Here is a 20189-nt window from a genome sequence, read left to right as displayed (position 1 = left end):
TCTCAGAAGCGGTGCCGCACGCCGAGCGCGAGGCTCCCCCGCCGCGCATATCCCGTGAGACGGTCCGAGAGATAGACGGCGTAGAGGTCGGTGCGCTTGGAAAGATGGTGGTCATAGCCGAGCGCTGCCGTGGTGCGGCGCGCGTCGGCCAGCGGCGTGTCGCGCTGCGTCCGGGCCACCGACGCCATCACCCGGCCCGCGCCCGCGGGCACCGCGACGCCGAGCTGGGTGGTGCGGGTCTGGGTGCGGATGTCGGGTGTGTCGGTGTGAAAGTACTGGCCGTAGACCTTCACCATGCCGACGTCGTACGAGAGTCCAGCCATCTGCGCCTTCTGGCTTGCGATGGGCGCGGCAAGGCCCGGGCCCACCTTCACCTGCTGGGCGGAGATCACCGCGGCGAACGGGCCGTTCGCGTAGTTGACGGTCAGGTTCAGGTTGTGCCGGCCGGGCCGGTCCGCCACTTCGCCCAGTCCGTACGCCGCGGACACCCGGAACCCTGCCACCTCGGGCGAGGCGTACTGGATGGTGTTGTCCCAGACGCTGTCGCCCAGCACCGCGCGGTTGTAGCCCGTGTTCCAGACCTGCAGCATGACCGGGCTCAGGTTGGCGGAGGCGAGGAAGGGATTGAAGTTGCCCGTGGCCGCATAGAGCGCGTTGGTCTGCCGGCCCAGGCTCAATTGGCCGTAGGCGCCGCCGAGGCCGACATAGGAATTGCGCGAGAAATAGGGATCGGCCGATGTCCTTCCGAACGTGCCGCTGTCGGCCTGGATGAAACTCTCCAGTGCGAAGAACGCCTGCAGGCCGCCGCCCAGGTCTTCGGTGCCCCGCACGCCCCAGAAGGAAGTCGTCATGCCGCCGCTGTTCAGGACCTTGGTGCGGCCGGGCTGGTCGCTGCGGCGCAGCGAACCCACGTATTCGTCGAGCACGCCGTAGATGCTTGCGCCTTCTGCCGGCGCGCCCTGTGCAAAGGCCGGGCAGGCCCCGAGCGAAGCTGTTGCGAGACCTGCCGCAAGGCAGGCGCGAGCGCGCATATCCATTCTTTTGTCTCCGTCTTTTTTGAAGCGCCGGTGGCTGTCCTGGGTCGGGTTCCGGCGTGATGGACTATCGCCACTCGGGCGGCGGCTCGCTATCCGGCCTGGGCACTTTTAGATATGTCGCGGCGGCATACCTGGCGGGCAGCGGCAGTTCGGCGCAGCCCTGGCTGCTGGTGACGGCGTGCAGCAGGCTCGACGGCACCGCCTTCAGCGCCAGGCCTTCGCCCTCGCCGCGGGCCGGCCGGCACGCCGGTGCATCATGGCGACGAAGGCTTGCGCTGCGGGCGAAAGCGCCATGCCGCGACGCTGATAGATGAAGAACTGGCGCCGGATCTCCGGTCCGCGCAGCGGCATGAAGCGCACATCGAAATTGCCCGCGAACATCCGCGCATAGTCGGGCACGGCGGCAAGGCCGGTCCCCACGCCGACGAGCGCCAGCGCGGTGGTGAGGTAGCCGACCTCGGCGGCGGTCTGCATCGACAGCGAGGTGTCGTGCGCCTGCAGGATGCGCTCCAGATGCCGATTGAATTCGCTCGAATAGATCACCCAGCGTTCGTCGCGCAGCTCGTCCCACGACACCGCGCGCCGGTTGGCCAGCCGGTGGCGCGCGGAGCAGACCATGCGGATCGGCACGTCCATCAGGAAGCTGCGGGTCACGTCCTCGCCGCTCGGGCGCTCGGGGCCCACGCCCAGTTCCACTTCGCCGCGCCGCACGGTGCCCACGACGTCGTCGGTGGTCGCGTCCGTCATGCGCAAGCCGATGTCGGGGTGCGCCGCCTCGAACTCGCCGAGCACCGCACTGAGCCAGGTGCAGGCCAGCATCTGTGGTGCCACCACGCGCAGCAGTCCGGTGCGCAGCGAGCGCAGGTCCGACGCGCCTTCGACGACCTGGTTGACGTCGTCGAGGATGCGGCGGGCCAGTGGCAACAGCTGCTGGCCCGCCTCGGTCAGCGTCACGGTCGCGCCGCGGTCGAAGAGCTGGACGCCCAGCGATTCTTCCAGTTGCTGCAGCAGCATGCTCACGGCCGATTGCGTGAGGTTCAGCTGCCGGCCCGCTGCCGTGAAGCTGCCCGCGCGCGCGACTGCGGAAAAGGCGCGCATCTGCCGAAAGCTGATGTTCATGGACTGCACCAAGGAGGGGAGTGCGGAGAGGCGACCAAGCGGAGATTATCAAGAATGCTGATGAGCACATCAAATGAATTGGTTTGCTTGATGGCCCAGACCTTTCCAGAATGCGGGCCATGCACATCGCCGTCATCGGAACCGGAATCGTGGGCGTCTGCACAGGCGCCTGGCTGCAGCGCGACGGCCATCGGGTCACCTTCATCGATCCGCTCGACGCCGGCGAGGCCTGCTCGTTCGGCAACGCAGGTTCGCTCTCGCCCAGCGCCTGCCTGCCGGTCGGCATGCCCAACATGTGGAAGCGCGTGCCGCGCTGGCTGCTGGATCCGCTCGGCCCGCTCACGGTGCGATGGCCGCACGCGCCGGCCGTGCTGCCCTGGCTGCTGCGCATGCTGCGGCACTCGACGCCGGAGGAAGTCACGCGCATTGCCACCGCGCTGCGCAGTCTCCTCGCGCCGATCTTCGACTGCTACGAACCCCTGCTTGCGCACGCCGGAGCGCAGCAGCTGGTGCGGCGCAGCGGCTGTCTCTACGTCTATTCGTCGCGCGAGGTCGCGGCGCAATGGCAGTGGGGCATGAACCTGCGCCGCTCGCTCGGCGTGAACCTGGTGGACGTGGAGCGCGACGAACTCGAACACCTGGAGCCTGACCTGAAGGGGCGCTTCCGCTTCGGCATCCTGGCGCCCGACAACGGGTCCACCTCGGACCCGTCCGCGCTGGTGAAGGCGCTGCATGCGCGCTGCGTGATCGATGGCGCGCGCCACGAGCGGCGCAGCGCCACCGGCTTCGAGAAGCAGGGCGGCCGGGTGACGGGCGTGCGCTTCGACCGCGGCGAGCCGCTTGCGGCCGACGGCGTGGTGCTCGCGGCGGGCGCCTGGTCGGCGCCGCTGGCTGCGCAGCTCGGCAGCCGCGTCCCGCTCGAGACGCAGCGCGGCTATCACGTCACCGTGCACAGTTCCAACCTGGGCCTGCGCCACACCGTGATGGCTGTCGAGCACAACCTGATGGTCAACCCGATGGCGATGGGCCTGCGCCTGGCCGGCACCGTGGAGTTCGCGGGCCTCGAGGCACCGCCGAACTACGCGCGCGCGGATGCGTTGCTGGCGCAGGGGCGCCAGCTGTTCCCGCACCTCGACACCTCCGAGGTCTCGCGCTGGATGGGCCACCGGCCCTCGATGCCCGACAGCCTGCCGGTGGTCGGCCGCGCGGGCGGCGCCGACAACGCATGGCTGGCCTTCGGACATGGCCACATGGGCATGTGCATGGGGGCCAGCACGGGCCGCGAGATCGCGCACCTCGTGGCGGGGCGGCCGCCGCAGGTCGACCTTCATCCCTTCCGGGCGGACCGTTTCTGATGCAGGCCGCCACGCGCCCGCGCTGGTCCATCGGCGTCGACATGGGAGGCACCTTCATCGACGTGGTGGCCGCGGGGTCCGACGGCCGGCTGTTGAGCCTCAAGCATCCGCGCGAAGCCGGAAAGCTGGCCGAGCCCGTGCTCGCGGCCATCGACCGCCTGTGCGCCGAACACGGCATCGCGCCCGGCGAGGTGGCCCGCATCGTGCACGGCTCCACCGTGGTCACCAATCTGCTGCTCGAACAGAACGCGCCGCCCATCGCCGTCATCACCACGTCGGGCCTGCGCGACGTACTCACGCTCGCGCGGCAGGACCGCCGCGAACTCTACGAACCCGTGATTGCACCGGCCACGCCGGACGCCGTGCTGTTTCCCGCGCACCTGCGCTTCGAGGTCGACGGGCGCATCGACGCGCAGGGCCGCGAGGTTGCGCCGCTGGCCCTGGAGGGCTTCGACGGCACTGCCGCAGCCATCGCCGAGGCAGGCGTGCGCGCGGTCGCGGTGTGCCTGCTGTTCTCGCACCGCAACGCGCGGCACGAACTGCAACTGCGTGCATTGCTGCGCGCGCGCTGTCCGCAGCTGCTCGTGTCCCTGTCGAGCGAGGTCGATCCCAAGCCGCGCGAGTTCGAGCGCTTTCTCACGACCGCGCTCGATGCCTACAGCAAGCCGTTGATCAGCGACTACCTGCAGGCGCTGGCGACGGCGCTGGCCGGCCGCGGCCTGCCCGAGCCCTTTCTGATGCGCTCCGAGGGCGGCACCGGCGCCTGGCGCGACGTGGCGCAGCGCCCGGTGAGCCTGGCGATGTCCGGTCCCTGCGCGGCCTTGCAGGGTGTTGCCGCGAGCCTGCGTGAGGGGGCCGGGCTGCCCCCGTCCCTGCTGACGATCGATGTCGGCGGCACCAGCACCGACATCGGCCTGGTCGAGGACGGCCGGCCGGCTTTCGCGGAGTCGCTGCAGTGCGGCGCGCTCGCGCTGCGGCTGCGCTGCGCGGACGTGGAGTCGCTGTCGGTCGGAGGCGGCAGCCTGGCCGAGGTGCTGGCCGGCGGCGCGCTGCGCCTCGGCCCGCGCTCGCAGGGGGCATGGCCCGGGCCCGCGGCCTACGGGCTCGGCGGAGATCGCGCAACGTTGACGGATGCGCTGTGCGTGCTCGGGCGCCTGCCCGCCATGCTGGCGGGCGGCGTCGCGCTGGCGCGCGATGCGGCCGAGGCCGCACTGGCCCGCGATGTGTCGGGCCCGCTGGGAATTTCTTCCGGGGACGCCGCGCTGGCCGTGGTGCGCACGGCGGCCAGTGCGATGGCCGAGGCCCTGAAGATGCGCAGCTTCCAGCGCGGCCTGGATCCCGCCGACACCGTGCTGGTCGCGGTGGGCGGCGGCGGCGCCCAGCACGCGGCCGAGGTGGCCGAGCTCGCCGGCATCCGCCAGGTGCGGGTGCTGCCGCATGCGGGCGTGGTGGCGGCGCTCGGCATGCTGTGCGCGCTGCCCGCGGACACGGTCGAGCGCAGCTGCGAATGGGCTTTCGACGAGGCCGGACTCGAACGCGCACAGCGGCTTGCGGTCGAGCTCGCACCTGCGGCCGGCGCGGGCCGGGTGCGCTGGAGCGTCGCGCTGTGCGATGCAGGGCAGGAGTTTCCGATCGATGTCGCCTGGCATCCCGCGTCCGACACGCTCGATGTGCTGCTGCAGCGCTTCTCGGCGCGCCACGCACGGCTGCGCGGTGCGGCGCCGCCGAGCACGGCGGTGCAGCTGCGTGTGCTGCGCGCGGTGTTCGAGCAGGCCTTGCCGCGTCCGGCGCCTTTTGCCGAAGATGTTGCCGCGCCCGCTGCGGGCGCATGGCAGGGCCTGCCCGATGCCGGCGAAGGTCCGCGTGCCTTGTTCGCCGCGATGACCACCGTCTGGGTGCCGCAGGGTTGGCGATGGCGCCGGCTCGGCGACGATTCGCTGGCGCTCGGGGCCGTGGCCATGGGAGATCGCGCATGAGCCGCCGAGCCGCTCCCAAGGCGAATCCCGCAGTGCGTCGCGCGGAGCTTGCCCGATGAACGCCGCACACGTCACCGCGCAGATGGAACCGGTGCGGCTTGCGCTGCAGGGCGCGGTCGATCGCATGCAGGGCGGCATGATGCGGGCCGCCTATTCCTCCATTGCCCGCGAGGGCGGCGACTGTGCTGCCGCGCTGTTCCTGCCCGATGGCCGGCTGGTGGCGCAGGCGCGTTCGCTGCCGCTGCTGCTGGGCTCGCTGATTCCCGCGGTCGCGGGCGTGCTGCGCCGCTTTCCGGCCGCCGGCATGGCGCAAGGGGAGGGCTACCTGATGAACGATCCGTGGTCGGGCGGCACGCACCTGCCGGACCTGATCGTCGTGCGCCCCGTGCTGCAGCAGGGCGTGGTGATCGCGCTCGCGGCCACCTGCATGCACCACCAGGACGTGGGCGGCATGGCGCCGGGATCGATCCCGCCGAATGCCACCGAGATCTACCAGGAAGGCCTGCGCCTGCCGCCGCTGCGCTGGCGCACGGCGGCCGGCCCCGAAGACGGCGTGACTGCGATCCTCGAAGCCAACAGCCGTACACCGGCCAACCTGCGCGGCGACCTCGCGGCGCAATGGTCGGCCGTGAGCCTGGGCGCGCGCGAGCTCGGCGCGCTGGCGGTGCGCACGGGCGCGCTGTTCGCACCGGTCTGCGATGCACTGATCGCGCAGGCCGAGCAGATGACGCGCGCGGCCCTGCGCGCCGCGCCCGATGGCGAGTGGACGTGGGAAGACCAGCTCGACGGCGACGGCATCGATGCCGTGCCGGTGCGCATCGCGGTCAGGCTGCGCAAGCAGGGCGATGCGATCGACATCGACTTCGCGGGCAGCTCGCCGCAGGTGCGCGGGCCCGTCAACGCATCGCCGGCCAGCGTGCTCTCCGCGGCGCTTTTTTTCATGCGCACGCTCGCGCCCGAAGCGCCGAACAACGCCGGCTGCCTCGCGCCCCTCAGGCTGCACCTGCCGCCGGGCAGCGTCGTGAACCCCGATCTGCCCGCCGCGGTGAATGCGCGCACGGCCACGGTCAAGCTGGCCTGCAACGCCATGCTCGGCGCATGGTCGCAGGCCGGTGCAGGCGTGTCGGTGGCGCCGCATGCGGGCGTGGCCACGGTCATGTCGATCAGCGGCGTGCGCGATGACGGACAGCGCTGGATGCTGACCGAAATCATCGCGAGCGGCGCCGGTGCGAGCGCGCTCGGCCCCGGGCGATCGGGTGTCTCGACCGATATCGGCAACGCACGCAACACGCCCGTCGAAGTGCTCGAAACCGAGGCGCCCCTGCGCGTGGAGTGCTACGCCATCCGCGAAGGCTCGGGCGGTGGCGGCCTGCATTGCGGCGGCCACGGCGTGCGCCGCGTCTATCGCCTGCTCGAGGGCCGCGCACAGGTGTCCTACCGCGGCGAGCGCCATGCCAGCCAGGCGCGAGGTGTCCAGGGCGGCGGGCCGGGCGCATCGTCGGCCGCGCGGATGCTGCGCGCCGACGGCAGCGTCGAGGTGCTGGGTGCCAGGGCACGCATCGATTGGCATGCCGGCGATCGCCTCGTGATCGAAACCGCCGGCGGCGGCGGCTGGGGCGAAGCGCCGGCCTCCGCGCAATCTCTGTCGAGGAACCCCGCCGATCCGGCGAACCAAGGAACGAACCGATGAAATCCATTCACTCCCGCTGCAGGCGTTTCGCCCTTCGCGGCGCCTTGACCCTGGCCCTGGCCGCGCTGATGCCTGCATGGGCGATGGCGCAGGCCTATCCCTCCAGGCCGATCCGCATCGTCGTGCCTTTCCCGCCGGGCGGCAGCACCGATGTGCTCGCGCGCCGCATCGGCGAGAAGCTGGCCGTCGCGTTCGGCCAGCCGGTGATCGTCGACAACCGCGCGGGCGCGGGCGGCACCCTGGGTGCGGACCATGTCGCCAAGTCTGCGCCCGACGGCTACACGCTGCTGATGGGGGTGACCGGCACCAACGCGATCAGCGGCGCGCTGTACCCGAAGCTGCCCTATGACGTGGCCAAGGATTTCGCGCCCGTCTCGCTGGTGGTGTCGGCGCCGCTGGTGCTGGTGCGCCATCCGGGCTTTGCGGCGGCGACCGTGCAGGAGGTCGTTGCCGCCGCCAAGGCCAGGCCGGGCTCGATCAGCTATGGCTCGCCCGGCAACGGCACCTCGATGCACCTGACCGGCGAGATGTTCAAGCTCTCGGCCAAGGCCTCGCTGCTGCACATTCCCTACCGCGGCAGCGCGGGCGCGCTGACCGATCTCATGGGCGGGCAGATCGACACCATGTTCGGCGACTTTCTCGTGGTCTGGCCCCAGGTCGAAGCGGGCAAGGTGATGCCGATTGCCGTGACCTCGAGACAGCGCCACAAGATGCTGCCGAACGTGCCCACCGTCGCCGAGAGCGGCTACCCCGGCTTCGAGGCGCTGTCGTGGCAGGGCCTGTTCGCGCCGTCAGGGACGCCGCCGGCCGTGGTCGACCAGCTCAACCGCGAGGTGAACAAGGTGCTGGCGAGCGCCGACATCCAGGAGTATTTCGGCTCGCGCGGCTTCACGCTCGGGGGCAGCAGCGCGGTCGATTTCGGCACCTTCATCCGCGGCGAGATCGACAAGTGGACCCGCATCGTGAAAGCTTCCGGCGCCAAGCCCGACTGAAGCGCATGGACCGCATTTCACGCGTGGGACCGCCGGTGGTGCGTGCCGGTCAGGTGCAGCCCCTCTCGGCGGCGGTGGTCGCCGAGGGGCCCCTGGTGTTCGTTTCGGGGCAGGTGCCGATGCGCAACGGCCAGCCCGCGGCCCCCGACATCGCCGGGCAGACGCATGCGGCGATCGACATGATCGAGGAGATCCTTGCGCGCGCCGGTTGCAGGCTCGAGGACGTGGTCAAGACCACGGCATGGCTGGTGGATGGCTCCGACTATCCGCTCTTCAATGCGGCCTACGGCGAGCGCTTCCGGCCGGACCGTGCACCGGCGCGATCGACCGTGCTGGCCGGCTTGATCGCGCCGGTGCGCGTCGAGATCGAAGCCGTGGCCATCGTCCGCACCGTGCCATCCCGGCAGGCACAGGGCTACTTACCTTCTTCTGCGATTTGACGCAGGCTGTGCCGAAGTCTGCGAAGGCGCCGCACCGCCATCCACGCCAAGCCGGCCGCCGCCGCCCAGGCCCTGGCCGCGCACCGTCTGCGCCTTGTAGCTGCGCAGCGAGCGCACCATCTGGTTGAATGCGTCCATGAAGGCCGCCGCGATCAGCTTGCCCTGCGGCGTGCGCGTGTAACCGCCGACGTTGCCGCCGCCGCGCAAGCCGCTCAGGTCGCCGAAGCCCGCGAAGTCGGTCTTGGAGGCGCTGCCTTCCGAAGCCGCGACCTGCACGCCCGAGCGGTTGTCGATGAGCGTCAGCAGGGCCGCGGCTTCCTTGGTCTGGAGGCTGGCGCCAAGGTTCGCGATGGCGCGGCCCCGGCCACCGCCGATCAGCCCGCCAATGGTGCCGCCGAGCCCGCCCGCGTCGTTGTTGCTGAAGACGATCTCGGGCGAGAGGCCGTAGTCGGAAGCCACCATCTGGCCGCGGCCGAAGTTGCTGCCGCCGCGCATTTCGCCCGACTGCATGAGCGCGCGCTCGCGCGTCATGGCGTTCATGCCCGAGGCGCCGCGCTCTACCACCACGAAGCAGTTCGACTGCTGCACCAAGAGGCGCAGCAGGTTGGCCGTGGGCGGCAGCTTGTATTCGCCGGTGAGCACGGTGTACCAGCCGGCATTGACGTTCTCGATCAGCGAGACGGTGCCCAGCGGCGAATCGCAGCGCTCGAGCGCGCTGCTCTCACCGGAGGTGGCCGAGCCCGCGGCGCTGCCTGTGGCAACTGTCTTGGCCGACTGGCTGCCCATCTGCATGTCGAGCGCGGGCATGTTCTGGCAACCGGCAAGAGCCAGCAGCGTTGCCGCTGCTGCCGTGGCCATGGCCGGCCTTGAAAGCGCGCGCTGCTGGCGTGGCTTGCCTGTGGACTTCTTCATGCGATCCTCCCCCGTTGGTTGCGAAAGGGCCGGAATGCGGCCCTGCGCAAATTTAGTGGGAAGGCAAGATTGCCCACAGTGTCTAAAGTCACTTGTTGCGCTGATGCCAGCGCCCGTTGCCCGGATCACAACAGCCCTCAGGATCTCACTTGATGTCGAAAACGCTGATCTTGGTGGTTTGCAGCACCTGGCGGATCGTGAGCGCGTTCGGGTACTGCCCCACAACCTCCGTGCGCAGCTCATGTCCCCGATACGGTCCCTCGGCAGCAACCCAGCTGACCTTGTCGAAGGTATGTGTCGTGGGCGAGGAGGTGATGGGAGTGTCCACTTGATGGGTGGTGAACTTGCAGGCCTCGAAGGTTCCCACAGCGCTCTGGAGGGTCTCGCGGCCCACGTAGGTGTAGGACGTCGTCGTCGTACCTTCTTCGACGCGGTCGGCGTATTCGTTCCTGGCCGTGTACGTGAAATCGAAGGTCTGTCCGGGCTCCATGGCGACCGGTTGCCGACGCGGCGGGTTGATCGTCTGGCGGACGTTGCCTCCGGTCATGCCGTAGCTCACCACGAAACCGTCCACAAAGGCGTTGTAGCCCATGTTGGTTCCTCCGTAGCTGCCGTCGTCTCCGTAGAAATCCACTTTCGTTTCCATGGTCGCCGCGCCATTGAACTCCTTGGGTCCCGTGACGGTGCTCACGAGGCGCCGAGGCGGCGTAGCGCCATCCCCGCTGACGGTGAGTTCGAAATCCAAGGTCGTTCCCGTCCGGAAGAACCCCTCGTTGAAGCAGGCCGCCGAACTGGTGGCTGATGTCACTGTGACGGTGATCGTGATCGTCGCGGCCGCGGACGTGAGCCCGGTGGCATCGGACACGGTGTAGCTGACCACCGTCGGGCTGCCGGTGAAGCCGCTCGCGGGAGTGAAGACCACCGCCCCCTCGCTGCCGACCTGCCAGCTTCCCTCGCTGGGCACCTGCAGGCTGCGTCCATCGCCGGACAAGGTGGCGCCGGCCGGTGGCTGCACGAAGCGCACCGAATTGCGATCGAGGTTGCCGTCGGCATCCTGGTCGTTGTCGAGCACGCTGATGGTGACGCTGGCACCGGCCTGGCCGCTGGCGCTGTCATTGGTTGCCACTGGGGTGGTGCCGGTAGGGCTGCCTGTGCCGCCAGCGGGGGTGCCTGCGCCTGCAGGGAGCCCGCCTGCAAAGCCGCCGCCGCCCGAGCCGCCTCCTCCGCATGCCACCATTGCCGCTGCGACGGCCGCGGCCACCGCACCCATTGCCCATGGATTCTTCTTCATTCGTTTCTCTCCCTGTTGAGTGTCAAAGGGCCGAGATCCGGCCCCGTGTCAATTTAGGAGAAGCGAAGAAGGCGCCATAGTGCCGAAAGTCACTTGTCGCGTCGATGCGCGCGTCGGTGGCCTGCAGGCGCGAGCTCGGCCATGGCTTGCAGGAGCGTTGCGGCGCTCACGGGCTTGAACAGCACCGGCACACCCGAGGCGCGTACGCGCTGCAGCCGCTCGGGCGCAGTCTCGCCGGTGATCAGAAGCAGCGGTGCATCGAGCCGAAAGCGTTCGCGCAGGCGCTGCCCGACATCGAGCCCGTCCACGCCGTCGGCCAACCGATAGTCGCACAGCATCAGTGCGAACGGCCTGGCTTGGGCATCAGGGTGCGCCAATGCTTCGACCGCGGCGGCTTCGTTGGCCACGGCCACCACATCGAGGGAATAGCCTTGCAGCAGTGCCGTCATGGCTTCCCGGATCTCGGACTCGTCGTCGATCAACAGGATGGGCCCGCGCAGATCCGGAATCGTGAAGCGATGCCGTACGGGCGACTCGAGATCCTGAAGCAGGAGATCCGCGGGCGCATCCAGTGAGGCCTTGGCCATCGGAACCACCAGGCGAAAGCACGTGCCGCGGCCCGGGCGCGAGCGCACTTGTACCGGATGCGCGAGAAGATGCGACAGGCGCTGCACGATCGACAACCCGATGCCCAGGCCGCGTGAGCGGTCGCGTCCCGGATTCCCGATCTGGTAGAACTCCTCGAAGATGCGTTCCAACTGCGCGGGCGCAATGCCGATGCCGGTGTCGCGCACTTCGATCCACACAAGATCGCCGCGCGCAAGTGCCGTCACGGTCACGCCGCCTTGCTGCGTGTACTTCAATGCGTTGTCGACCAGGTTCGAGAGCATGCGATACAGGAGCTGCGGGTCGCTGTGCACCCACAGCCCGCTGGCGCGAATGCGCAGCTGCAGGTTCTTCTGGTCGGCCTGTGCCGAGAAGGTGTGGTTGAGCGGGCGAAACAGCGCATCGAGTTCCAGAGCGCATGGATCGGGAACGACCACCCCTGCGTCGAGGCGGGAGATATCGAGCATGGTGTTCAGCGAGGCGCCCAGGGTGTCGACCGCGCGCATCAGGCGCTCGGCATTCTTCACTTCGGGGCGGCCGTCCAGGGCATTTTCCAGAGCGGCCCCGAACAATGCGATGGCGTGCATCGGCTGGCGCAGGTCGTGGCTGGCGGTGGCCAGGAAGCGGGTTTTTTCGGCGCTGGCGCGCTCGGTGGCTGCAATCTGCTCGCTCAGGCGAGCGGCCAGGGCCTCGTTCTCGAAGCGCAGGACCAGCGATTCGGTCAGCCGCCGGTTCTCCTGCAGCCCGGCGCGGAACGTGAGCACCAGGTTGACGGTTCCGAATGCGGCGAGGAACCAGTTCAGGGCACTGCCATGCCAGACCAGGGCGGCAATGAGGCCCGTCATCATGGGAACGCCGTATCCGAACATGGCCGGCTTCAGAGGCCATCGTGCCTGCACCGCTCGCGTCCAACTGCCGATGATGACCACCGTGAACACGGTGGTCATGACCAGATCCGTCGTCGACACAAGGAACAAGGGCGCCGGAGCCGTGGCGACGCTGACCATGGTGACCAGGCGAGCGTACTTGCGTGCCCAATAGGGGCTGTCGGACATCGGTGTGGCAGGGGTCCAGCGCGGTGCGAGCAACGCGTACAGGTCCACGGCCGCAAGAACGAGCAGCCACCACATCAACCACGGATAGTCGAGACGTGAGTAGCTGAAGATGGCCAGCGCGGCGGCAAAGCCGAAATGGGCCAGGATCGCCGTGCTGTGACCGGCGTAGACCGACGCCACGTGCTCGCGCAATATGCGCAGGCCCAGCGTGGCGTCGACAGCCAGATGCTTCGACACGATGTCGCTCATCGAATTGCCTCCCTGCAGGGTTGAGTCCCTGCCTATGTATTTCGCTGCGCGCAGGCGGTGCTTAGCGCAAGCTGCTGATCAACTCGGCACGAGAGCGTACGCCGAACAGCAAGAGGATGGTCGAGACGTAGTTCTTGACGGTGCCTTCGCCAAGGGTCGCTGCCTCCGCAATCTCCTTGTTGGTCTTTCCCTCCAGTATCCACTGGAGCACCTGCAACTGTCGCGGTGCAAGCGCCTGCCAGGCGCGGTCATGGGAGGGTTTGACCGGCCGGATCGACGTGGTCAATGGACGAGGCGAGCCGTCGATGGCGTCGCTTCCGAGCAGTCCGCAGGCTCGGATGAAGCTCACCACTTCCTTGAGGTTGGCCGATTTCGGCAGGAAGGCGCTGGCGCCCAGACTCAGCGCGTTCTGGGCGACCATGCTCTGGGCGAGCGAGGTGGTGCCGGAACCGGAGAGCGCAACAATGCGCGCGGCAGGATAGCGAGCGCGAAATTCCACCAGGCCGCTGAGGCCCTGGGTGTCGGGCAAGGCCAGGTCCAACAGCACCAGGTCGATGGCGTCCCGGACTCTTTCATACAGGGCCAAGGCCTCGGCGAGGCTGCCGGCCTCGAAGACCTCGACAGTCTCGCCCGATGGGGAGGACTGTGCTTCCAGCAGTGCACGCACACCCAGGCGCACCAGGTCGTGATCGTCCACCACCAGAATGGCGCGCGGCCGCCGTACATCGGCAGGAGCGCCGTGTTTGGGGGGGCGGTTCGATTCGTCGGTACTCACGCCACCGAATCTAGCGGTTCCGGGCGGGAAGGTAAGTGAAGAAAGTCACGTTGCTCTTCACATACCTGTTCTTGGAACTTTCGTTCAGATGGCAGCACCCGCCGGCGGCTCGAACGCGCGGATCGGCGGCAGCGCGCCGTCGTAGCGTTCGATCTGCACCGTGCTGAGCTGTCCTGCGCAGCCTTGCGCGAGCGACGAGGTGCCGATGTCGCGGGTCAGCACGTTGGGGTTGCCGTGCACGCACATCGGGCGGCCCTGGTCGTCCGTCGCCGGGTCGTACCAGGCGCCGGTCGGCAGTTGCACCACGTCTTCGCGCATGTCGGCACACAGGTGGGCGCTGGCCAGGCAGGCGCCGATCTCGTTGAAGAGCCGCACGATGTCGCCCTCCTCGATGCCGCGCGCTGCGGCGGCCGTCGGGTGCAGCGTGCAGACCTCGCGGCCGCGGCGCTTGCTGGCCTGGCTGTGCGCACCGAAGTCGAGCTGGCTGTGCAGCTTGGTGTGCGGCTGGTTGGCGACCAGCCACAGCGGATGCTCGGCGGTCGGCGCGAACCTCGGCGCAAGCCAGGCCGGATGGCCCGGGCAGTCGGCGTAGCCGAAGGCGGCAACGGCCGGCGAGCTGACCTGCACCTTGCCGCTCGGCGTGGGCAGCGGCGCACCGGTGGGGTCGTTGCGAAAGGCGCGCAGCATGCCGCCGTCGTCGTCGCGCTGCGGCAGCATGAGTTCGCCGCGCTGCCAGAAGGTCTCGAAGTCCGGCGCTTCGAGGCCCAGGTCCTCGAGCCCGGTGCGGGTGCGTTCGTACAGGTGCGCCAGCCATTCGCGCGTCGTGCGGCCCTCGCTGAAGGCCTCGAGCGCGCCGAGGCGCCGGGCCAGTTCGCAGAAGATGTCGTAGTCGTCGCGCGCCAGGCCGCAGGGCTCGGCGATGCGGTGCATCGCCACCACCATCGGGTCGGTGGGCGTGGCGCCGATGTCCTCGCGCTCCAGCGTCATGGTGCTGGGCAGCACGATGTCGGCATGGCGCGCGGTCGCGGTCCAGGCGATCTCGTGCACGACGAAGGTGTCGAGGGTACGGAAGGCCTCGGCCAGCCGCGCCAGGTCCTGGTGGTGGTGAAACGGGTTGCCGCCCGCCCAGTAGGCCAGGCGGATGTGCGGATAGGTCCGGCGCTGGCCGTTGTAGTCGAAGGGCTGGCCCGGGTTGAGCAGCATGTCGCTGATGCGTGCGACCGGGATGAATTCCTTCACGCCGTTGCTGCCCTGGGGCAGTGCGGCCGCCAGCACGGCGTTGTTGCGCTTGCCGTAGTGCGCCAGCGTGCCCAGCGCGTAGTTGTAGCCGCCACCGGGCAGGCCCAGCTGGCCCAGCGCCGCGGCCAGCACCGCACCCATCCAGACCGGCTGCTCGCCGTGCTCGGCGCGCTGCAGCGAGTGCGACACGACCACCAGCGTGCGCTTGCCGACGAGCGAGCGGGCGAGGTCGACGAGCTGCTGCGCCGGCAGGTCGCAGATCGGTGCGGCCCAGGCGCAGCTCTTGGCCACGCCGTCGCTGCGGCCCATCAGGTAGTCCTCGAACGTGGCCCAGCCGTCGCAGCAGCGGGCGATGAACTCGCGATCGTGCGCACCGTCGCTGACGATCTGGTGCACCAGGGCCAGCATCAGCGCCGTGTCGGTGTTGGGCCTGGCGGCGAGCCATTCGAACTGCGCTTCGTCGGGCAGGTCGCTCCTGAGCGGGCTGATGCAGACGAAGCGGCAGCCGCGCGCCGCCGCTTCGCGCATCGAGCTGCGCTCGACATGGCGGCTGATGCCGCCCGAGGCCACGCGCGAATTCTTCAGCGCCATGCCGCCGAAGGCCAGCACCACGTCGGTGTGCGCGACGATCTGTTCCCACGTCACGTTGCGGCGCGCCACCTCTTCCATCGAGCCGAGGATGTGCGGCAGCATCGGGCCCGAGGCGCCGGCGCTGTAGCTGTTGACCGAGCGCACGTAGCCGCCGAGCGTGGTGTTGAGGAAGCGGTGGACCTGGCTCTGCGCATGGTGGAAGCGCCCCGCGCTCGACCAGCCGTAGGAGCCGCCGAAGACCGCGCCCGCGCCGTGCCGCTCCTTCACCCGCCGCAGCTCCGCGGCCAGCAGGTCGAGCACCTCGCTCCAGGGCATGGCCACGTAGGCGTCCTGGCCGCGCATCGGATCGGGCCCCGGGCCGCGCTCCAGCCAGCCCTTGCGCACCATCGGCGTGGTCACGCGCGCCCGGTGGCGCAGCGCATCGGGAAAGTTGTCGATCAGCGGGTTCGGATCCGGATCGCCCGGGTGCGGCTTCACCGCGAGCGTGTGGCCGTCCCAGGCGGCGGAGAACACGCCCCAGTGGGCGCTGTGCGGATGGAAGGTGGGCGTGTCGGCGGGCATGGTGTGGACGGTTCCTACTCGGCCTTCAATCCGCCGCGCTCGACCGCGCGCCTGTAGTTCGCAACGTCCTTCACGATGAAGTCGCGGAACTGGTCGCCGGTCAGCGTGGCCTCCCGCGCACCGTCGGCGCGGTAGACCCTGAGCAGCTCCGGATCCTTCATGGCTTTCTCGACGGCGCGGCCGATGGTGTCGACCACCTCCTTCGGCGTGCCGGCCGGCGCGGCCAGGCCATACCACTGCGTCATCACGACGTCGATGCCCGACTCCTTGAGCGTGGGCACGTCCGGCAACGAGGGCACGCGGCGCGGGCTGCTCACGGCCAGCAGCCTGAGCTTGCCGCCGGCGATCTGCCCCATGAGCGGCGTATAGGGCGCGAAGAAGCTCGCCACCTGGCCGCCGAACAGGTCGTTGAGCGCGGGGCCCGAGCCCTTGTAGGGAATGTGCAGGATGTCCAGGCTGGCCTGCTGCTTGACCATCTCCATCACGATCTGCGCCGCGCCGCCGGTGCCGGTCGACGCATAGGTGAGCTTGCCGGCCCTGGCCTCGGCCACGTAGTCCTTCAGGGTCTCGATCTTCGAGTTGCTGCTCACCATCAGGCCGAAGGGCGTCTCGACCAGCTGCGCGATGGGCACGAAGTCTTCAGGCACCTTGTAGGGCAGGTTGCCGCGGATCGCAGGCGCGCTGCCCATGTTGCCGCTCATCGCGAGGATCAGCGTGTACCCGTCGGGCCGGGCATGCGCCACGGTCTCGGCCGCGATGTTGCCACCGGCGCCCGCCCTGTTGTCCACGATCACCGCCTGGCCGATGTGCTTGCCGAGCGCGTTGGCGATGACGCGGCCGTACAGGTCGCCGCCGCCGCCGGGCGGAAACCCCACGACCAGCTTGATCGGCTGCTCGGGGTAGGCCGCGTGGGCGATGCCCACCAGGGCCGCGAAGCCGGCCGTGGCGAGCAGGGCGGCCGAGCGGCGCAGGAAATGGCGTCTTGGGGTTGGCATGGGCTTGTCTCCGAAGCTTCTTGTCAGGCCGCCGGGCCGGTGGCGATTGGCGCGCCGGGCTGCGCGCTCCACTCGCTCCACGATCCGGGGTACAGCGCCGCGCCCTTCAGGCCCGCGACCTCCATGGCCAGCAGGTTGTGGCAGGCGGTGACGCCCGAGCCGCACTGGTTCACCAGTTCCGCGGCGGGTCGGCCGCCGGTGATGGCGTCGAACTCGGCGCGCAGCTGGTGGGCGGGCTTGAAGCGGCCGTCGGCGTCCAGGTTGTCCTTGAACAGGCGGTTCCTCGCGCCGGGGATGTGGCCGCCGACCGGGTCCATCGTTTCGTTCTCGCCGCGGAAGCGGTCGGGGGCGCGGGCGTCGAGCACGAGCTTGTGCCCACTCTCGATGTTGGCCCTCACCTGGTCGTAGGAAAGGGTTGTGACCAGCGGTTCGCGCAGCGTGAAGCGGCCGGGTGGCCGCGCGGGTGGCGCTTCGGTCGACACCGCATGGCCCGCGGCTTTCCAGGCCGCGATGCCGCCGTCGAGCACGGCCACCGCGCGGTGCCCGGCCCAGCGCAGCATCCACCACAGGCGTGCCGCATACATGCCGCCGGCGTTGTCGTACGCCACGACCTGGCTGTCGTTGCCCACGCCGATCGCGGCCATGGTGCGGGCGAAGGCTTCGCGGCCGGGCAGCGGGTGGCGGCCGTTGCGGCCGGTCTTCTCGGCCGAGAGGGCATGTTCCAGGTGAAGGTAGAACGCGCCCGGAATGTGCCCCGCGTCGTAGGCCTGCTGGCCGGCGTCGAGATTCGTCAACTCGAAGCTGCAGTCCAGCACCAGGGGCGGATGCGCACTCCGTTGCGCGTCGGCCAGTTGCTCGGTGGAGATGAGGGTGTCGCAGGTCATGGGGTTCATTGGGAGATTTCCTTCATCAGCGAAGGCGTGATCGCCGCCTTGTAGCGGGCGATGTCGTCCACGACGAAGCTGCGAAAGCCGTTCATCGGCAGGTCGTGCTCGGTGGCGGCGTCCTTGCGGATGGCGTCGCGCACCTCCGGCGTCGCCAGTGCGCGGCTGAGGTGGTCGGACAGCAGCTTCACCACCGCCTGCGGCGTTCCGGCGGGCGCCACCAGCCCGTACCACTGCGTCACCGGCACGTTCACCCCGAGCTCCTTGAAGGTCGGCACCTCGGGGATCGCCGGGTTGCGCTTTTCCCCGGTGATCGCCAGCAGCCGCAGCTGGCCCTGGCGCACCTGGCCGACCAGCGGGGATGCGGTGGCGAAGAAGCTGTCGACCTGGCCCCCCAGCATGTCGGTGATGGCCGGGCCCGATCCCTTGTAGGGCACGTGCAGCATCTCCACCCCGGCCTTCTGCTTGACCATTTCCATGCCGATGTGCGCGGCGCCGCCGGTGCCGGTGGAGGCGAAGCTCAGCTTCTGCGTCCTGGCGGCATCGAGCAGCTCGCGCGCCGTCTTGAAGCGTGAACCCTGGCTGACGAACAGGCCGTGCGGCGCCTCCAGGATCAGCCCGATCGCCGTGAAGTCGTCGGGCACCTTGTAGGGAAGGCTCTGCGGCTTCATGGCGGGCGAGACCGCCAGGTTGCCGCTCATGGCCAGCAGGATCGTGTAGCCGTCGGGCCTGGCCTTGGCCACGATGTCGGCGGCAATGTTGCCGCCGGCGCCGGCGCGGTTGTCGACGACCACGGTCTGCCCGAGCGTCCTGCCCATGGCGTTGGCGATCAACCGGCCGTACAGGTCGCCGCCGCCGCCGGGCGGAAAACCCACCACGAGCTTGACGGGCTGCTCGGGGTAGGCCGCCTGGGCGGCGGGTGCGGCCAGCGCCAGCATGCCGGCGGCTGCCAACGCGAAGGCGCACAAATGGCGGCGGCTCGGGGCGATGGTGTGCATGTCATGTCTCCTTGATTTATTCGTGGAGCGGGAGGTGCCGTGCGCACCCCCGCAGGGGCGCAATCAGCCGAGCCAGGCCGCCTGCGCGGCCACGACACGGTCCACCGAAGCGCCGCATTGGCCCAGATAGGCCGCGGGATCCGTCATGTCGCGGATCTCGTCGTCGGCGAGCAGCTTGCCGAGGCCCGCGTGCTGGCGCATCGCATCGGCGAACGTCAGCTTCTGCGTGATGCCGTGCATCGAGGCCTCGTAGATCCACTCGTGCGCGGTCTGCTTGCCGACGCGCTCCGACAGTTCCAGCATCACGCGTTCCGACAGCAGGTAGCCGCGCATCCGGTCGAGGTTGGCGGCCATCACGTCGGCATTCACCTTCAGGCCTGCCAGCAGGTTCCTGGCCTGGAACAGCATGGCGCCGGCGATCATGCAGCACTCGGGCAGGGCCTTCCATTCCATCTTCCAGGCGATGCCGTCGCGCTCGCCCTCCTGCACCATGCCTTCGACCATCATCGCGGCGTTGTAGCGCAGCGGGCGCGAGAGGCCGGCCAGGTTCTCGGCCGAGGTCGGGTTGCGCTTGTGCGGCATGGTGGACGAGCCCAGCTTGCCTTCGGAGAAACCTTCCTCGACCTCGCCGAACTCGTTGCGCTGCATGTTGAAGAGCTCGTTGCCGATCTTCGACAGCGTGCTGCCCAGCATGGCGAGCAGGCCCGTGTATTCGGTGAAGCGGTCGCGCGCCGGTGCCCAGCTGATCGTGGGCACGCCCAGACCGAGCTTCTTCAGCATCAGGGCCTCGAGCTCGACCGCCTTCGGACCCAGCGAAGCCTGGCTGCCCACGGCGCCGGCCAGCATGCCGACCAGCACGCGCGGTGCGGCCTGCACCAGGCGTTCTTGGTGGCGGCCGAGCTCGTCGAGCCACACGGCGCACTTGTGGCCGAAGGTGATCGGCAGCGCCTGCACGCCATGCGTGCGGCCCGCCATGGGCGTGTCGCGGTGGGCCACGGCCAGGCGGCCGAGCTCTCGGCCCACGGCCTGCAGGTCGCGCATCGCTACTGCGTGGAATTCCTTGAGCTGCAGCGCCACGCCGGTATCGACCACGTCCTGCGTGGTCGCGCCGTAATGCACCCATTCGCCGTTCTCCTTGGAACAGGCGGCCTGCAGCTGCTTCAGCGCCGGCACCAGCGAATGCTTGATGCGGCGGATCTCGGCCGACATCGCGGCGATGTCGATGTTCTCGACCTTGGCCTTGCTCGCGATCTCCTTCGCGGCGGCGGCCGGGATGAGGCCCAGCTCGGCCTGCGCGGAGGCCAGCGCGGCTTCGAAGTCGAGCCACTTCTGGATGCGGTTCTCCTCGCCGAAGATGGTGCGCAGTTCATCGGTGCCCCAGAGGTGCTGGAGCGATTGCATGTCGAAGACGGAAACGGGCATGG

At 69.4% G+C, this 20189-nt stretch carries 16 protein-coding genes; 5 read left to right on the top strand and 11 right to left on the bottom strand.

The genetic code is table 11. The features are described 5' to 3' along the window. Positions 1-2: 2 nt before the first annotated feature. A complete protein-coding gene (locus VAPA_RS32505) occupies positions 3-1037 on the bottom strand; it encodes a porin (RefSeq protein ID WP_021004504.1) in 1035 nt (344 codons plus the stop codon). A 204-nt stretch (positions 1038-1241) separates the two neighbouring features. Then, entirely contained in the window at positions 1242-2156 is a 915-nt protein-coding gene (locus VAPA_RS32500) for a LysR family transcriptional regulator (protein ID WP_021004503.1), read from the bottom strand. 119 nt (positions 2157-2275) lie between these two features. On the opposite strand from VAPA_RS32500, the gene VAPA_RS32495 reads away from it, so the two are divergent. From VAPA_RS32495 to VAPA_RS32475, 5 genes are read left to right on the top strand one after another with little or no spacing between them, the layout of a single operon-like run. After that, positions 2276-3511 (top strand): NAD(P)/FAD-dependent oxidoreductase, encoded by a 1236-nt coding sequence (locus VAPA_RS32495; protein WP_041946924.1) that lies wholly within the window; start codon positions 2276-2278, stop codon positions 3509-3511. Further along, positions 3511-5487, top strand: a complete 1977-nt coding sequence (locus tag VAPA_RS32490; protein WP_021004501.1) for a hydantoinase/oxoprolinase family protein — start codon at positions 3511-3513, stop codon at positions 5485-5487. The genes VAPA_RS32495 and VAPA_RS32490 overlap by 1 nt, the downstream gene beginning before the upstream one ends. Positions 5488-5542: 55 nt before the next feature. Then, on the top strand, positions 5543-7177 hold the full coding sequence (locus VAPA_RS32485) for a hydantoinase B/oxoprolinase family protein (protein WP_021004500.1): 1635 nt from the start codon (positions 5543-5545) through the stop codon (positions 7175-7177). Next, positions 7174-8169 carry a tripartite tricarboxylate transporter substrate binding protein gene (locus VAPA_RS32480; protein ID WP_021004499.1) on the top strand — a complete coding sequence of 332 codons (996 nt, stop codon included), beginning with the start codon at positions 7174-7176 and terminating at the stop codon, positions 8167-8169. Before VAPA_RS32485 ends, VAPA_RS32480 begins: the two co-directional genes overlap by 4 nt. Before the next feature lie 5 nt (positions 8170-8174). Then, positions 8175-8609 (top strand): RidA family protein, encoded by a 435-nt coding sequence (locus tag VAPA_RS32475; protein ID WP_021004498.1) that lies wholly within the window; start codon positions 8175-8177, stop codon positions 8607-8609. Here VAPA_RS32475 and VAPA_RS32470 read toward each other — a convergent pair. The 9 genes from VAPA_RS32470 to purB form a co-directional block, all read right to left on the bottom strand. Beyond that, complete coding sequence (locus VAPA_RS32470; protein WP_021004497.1) at positions 8589-9521, bottom strand: CsgG/HfaB family protein; 933 nt, start codon at positions 9519-9521, stop codon at positions 8589-8591. The two genes, VAPA_RS32475 and VAPA_RS32470, sit on opposite strands and share 21 nt — an antisense overlap. Positions 9522-9666: 145 nt before the next feature. Then, on the bottom strand, positions 9667-10812 hold the full coding sequence (locus VAPA_RS33700; RefSeq protein ID WP_021004496.1) for an Ig-like domain-containing protein: 1146 nt from the start codon (positions 10810-10812) through the stop codon (positions 9667-9669). Positions 10813-10901: 89 nt separating this feature from the next. After that, a complete protein-coding gene (locus VAPA_RS32460; protein WP_021004495.1) occupies positions 10902-12722 on the bottom strand; it encodes an ATP-binding response regulator in 1821 nt (606 codons plus the stop codon). A 61-nt stretch (positions 12723-12783) separates the two neighbouring features. Continuing rightward, the gene (locus VAPA_RS32455) at positions 12784-13497 is read right to left on the bottom strand and encodes a response regulator transcription factor (protein WP_021004494.1); all 714 of its coding nucleotides are present in this window, start codon (positions 13495-13497) and stop codon (positions 12784-12786) included. Between the two features lie 84 nt (positions 13498-13581). Further along, the gene (locus VAPA_RS32450; protein ID WP_021004493.1) at positions 13582-15888 is read right to left on the bottom strand and encodes a molybdopterin-dependent oxidoreductase; all 2307 of its coding nucleotides are present in this window, start codon (positions 15886-15888) and stop codon (positions 13582-13584) included. A gap of 14 nt (positions 15889-15902) precedes the next feature. Beyond that, on the bottom strand, positions 15903-16883 hold the full coding sequence (locus VAPA_RS32445; protein ID WP_021004492.1) for a Bug family tripartite tricarboxylate transporter substrate binding protein: 981 nt from the start codon (positions 16881-16883) through the stop codon (positions 15903-15905). Positions 16884-16906: 23 nt separating this feature from the next. Then, positions 16907-17776: a sulfurtransferase gene (locus VAPA_RS32440; RefSeq protein ID WP_021004491.1), complete on the bottom strand. Its 870-nt coding sequence runs from the start codon at positions 17774-17776 to the stop codon at positions 16907-16909. Then, positions 17773-18765 carry a tripartite tricarboxylate transporter substrate binding protein gene (locus VAPA_RS32435; protein ID WP_021004490.1) on the bottom strand — a complete coding sequence of 331 codons (993 nt, stop codon included), beginning with the start codon at positions 18763-18765 and terminating at the stop codon, positions 17773-17775. The genes VAPA_RS32440 and VAPA_RS32435 overlap by 4 nt, the downstream gene beginning before the upstream one ends. A gap of 63 nt (positions 18766-18828) precedes the next feature. Next, entirely contained in the window at positions 18829-20187 is a 1359-nt protein-coding gene (gene purB / locus VAPA_RS32430; RefSeq protein ID WP_021004489.1) for an adenylosuccinate lyase, read from the bottom strand. Positions 20188-20189 lie beyond the last annotated feature (2 nt).

Origin of the sequence: Variovorax paradoxus B4, from assembly GCF_000463015.1 — a bacterium.
In the GTDB taxonomy this organism is placed as follows: Bacteria; Pseudomonadota; Gammaproteobacteria; order Burkholderiales; family Burkholderiaceae_C; genus Variovorax; species Variovorax paradoxus_E.
This window is presented reverse-complemented; position numbering and strand designations above follow the sequence as displayed.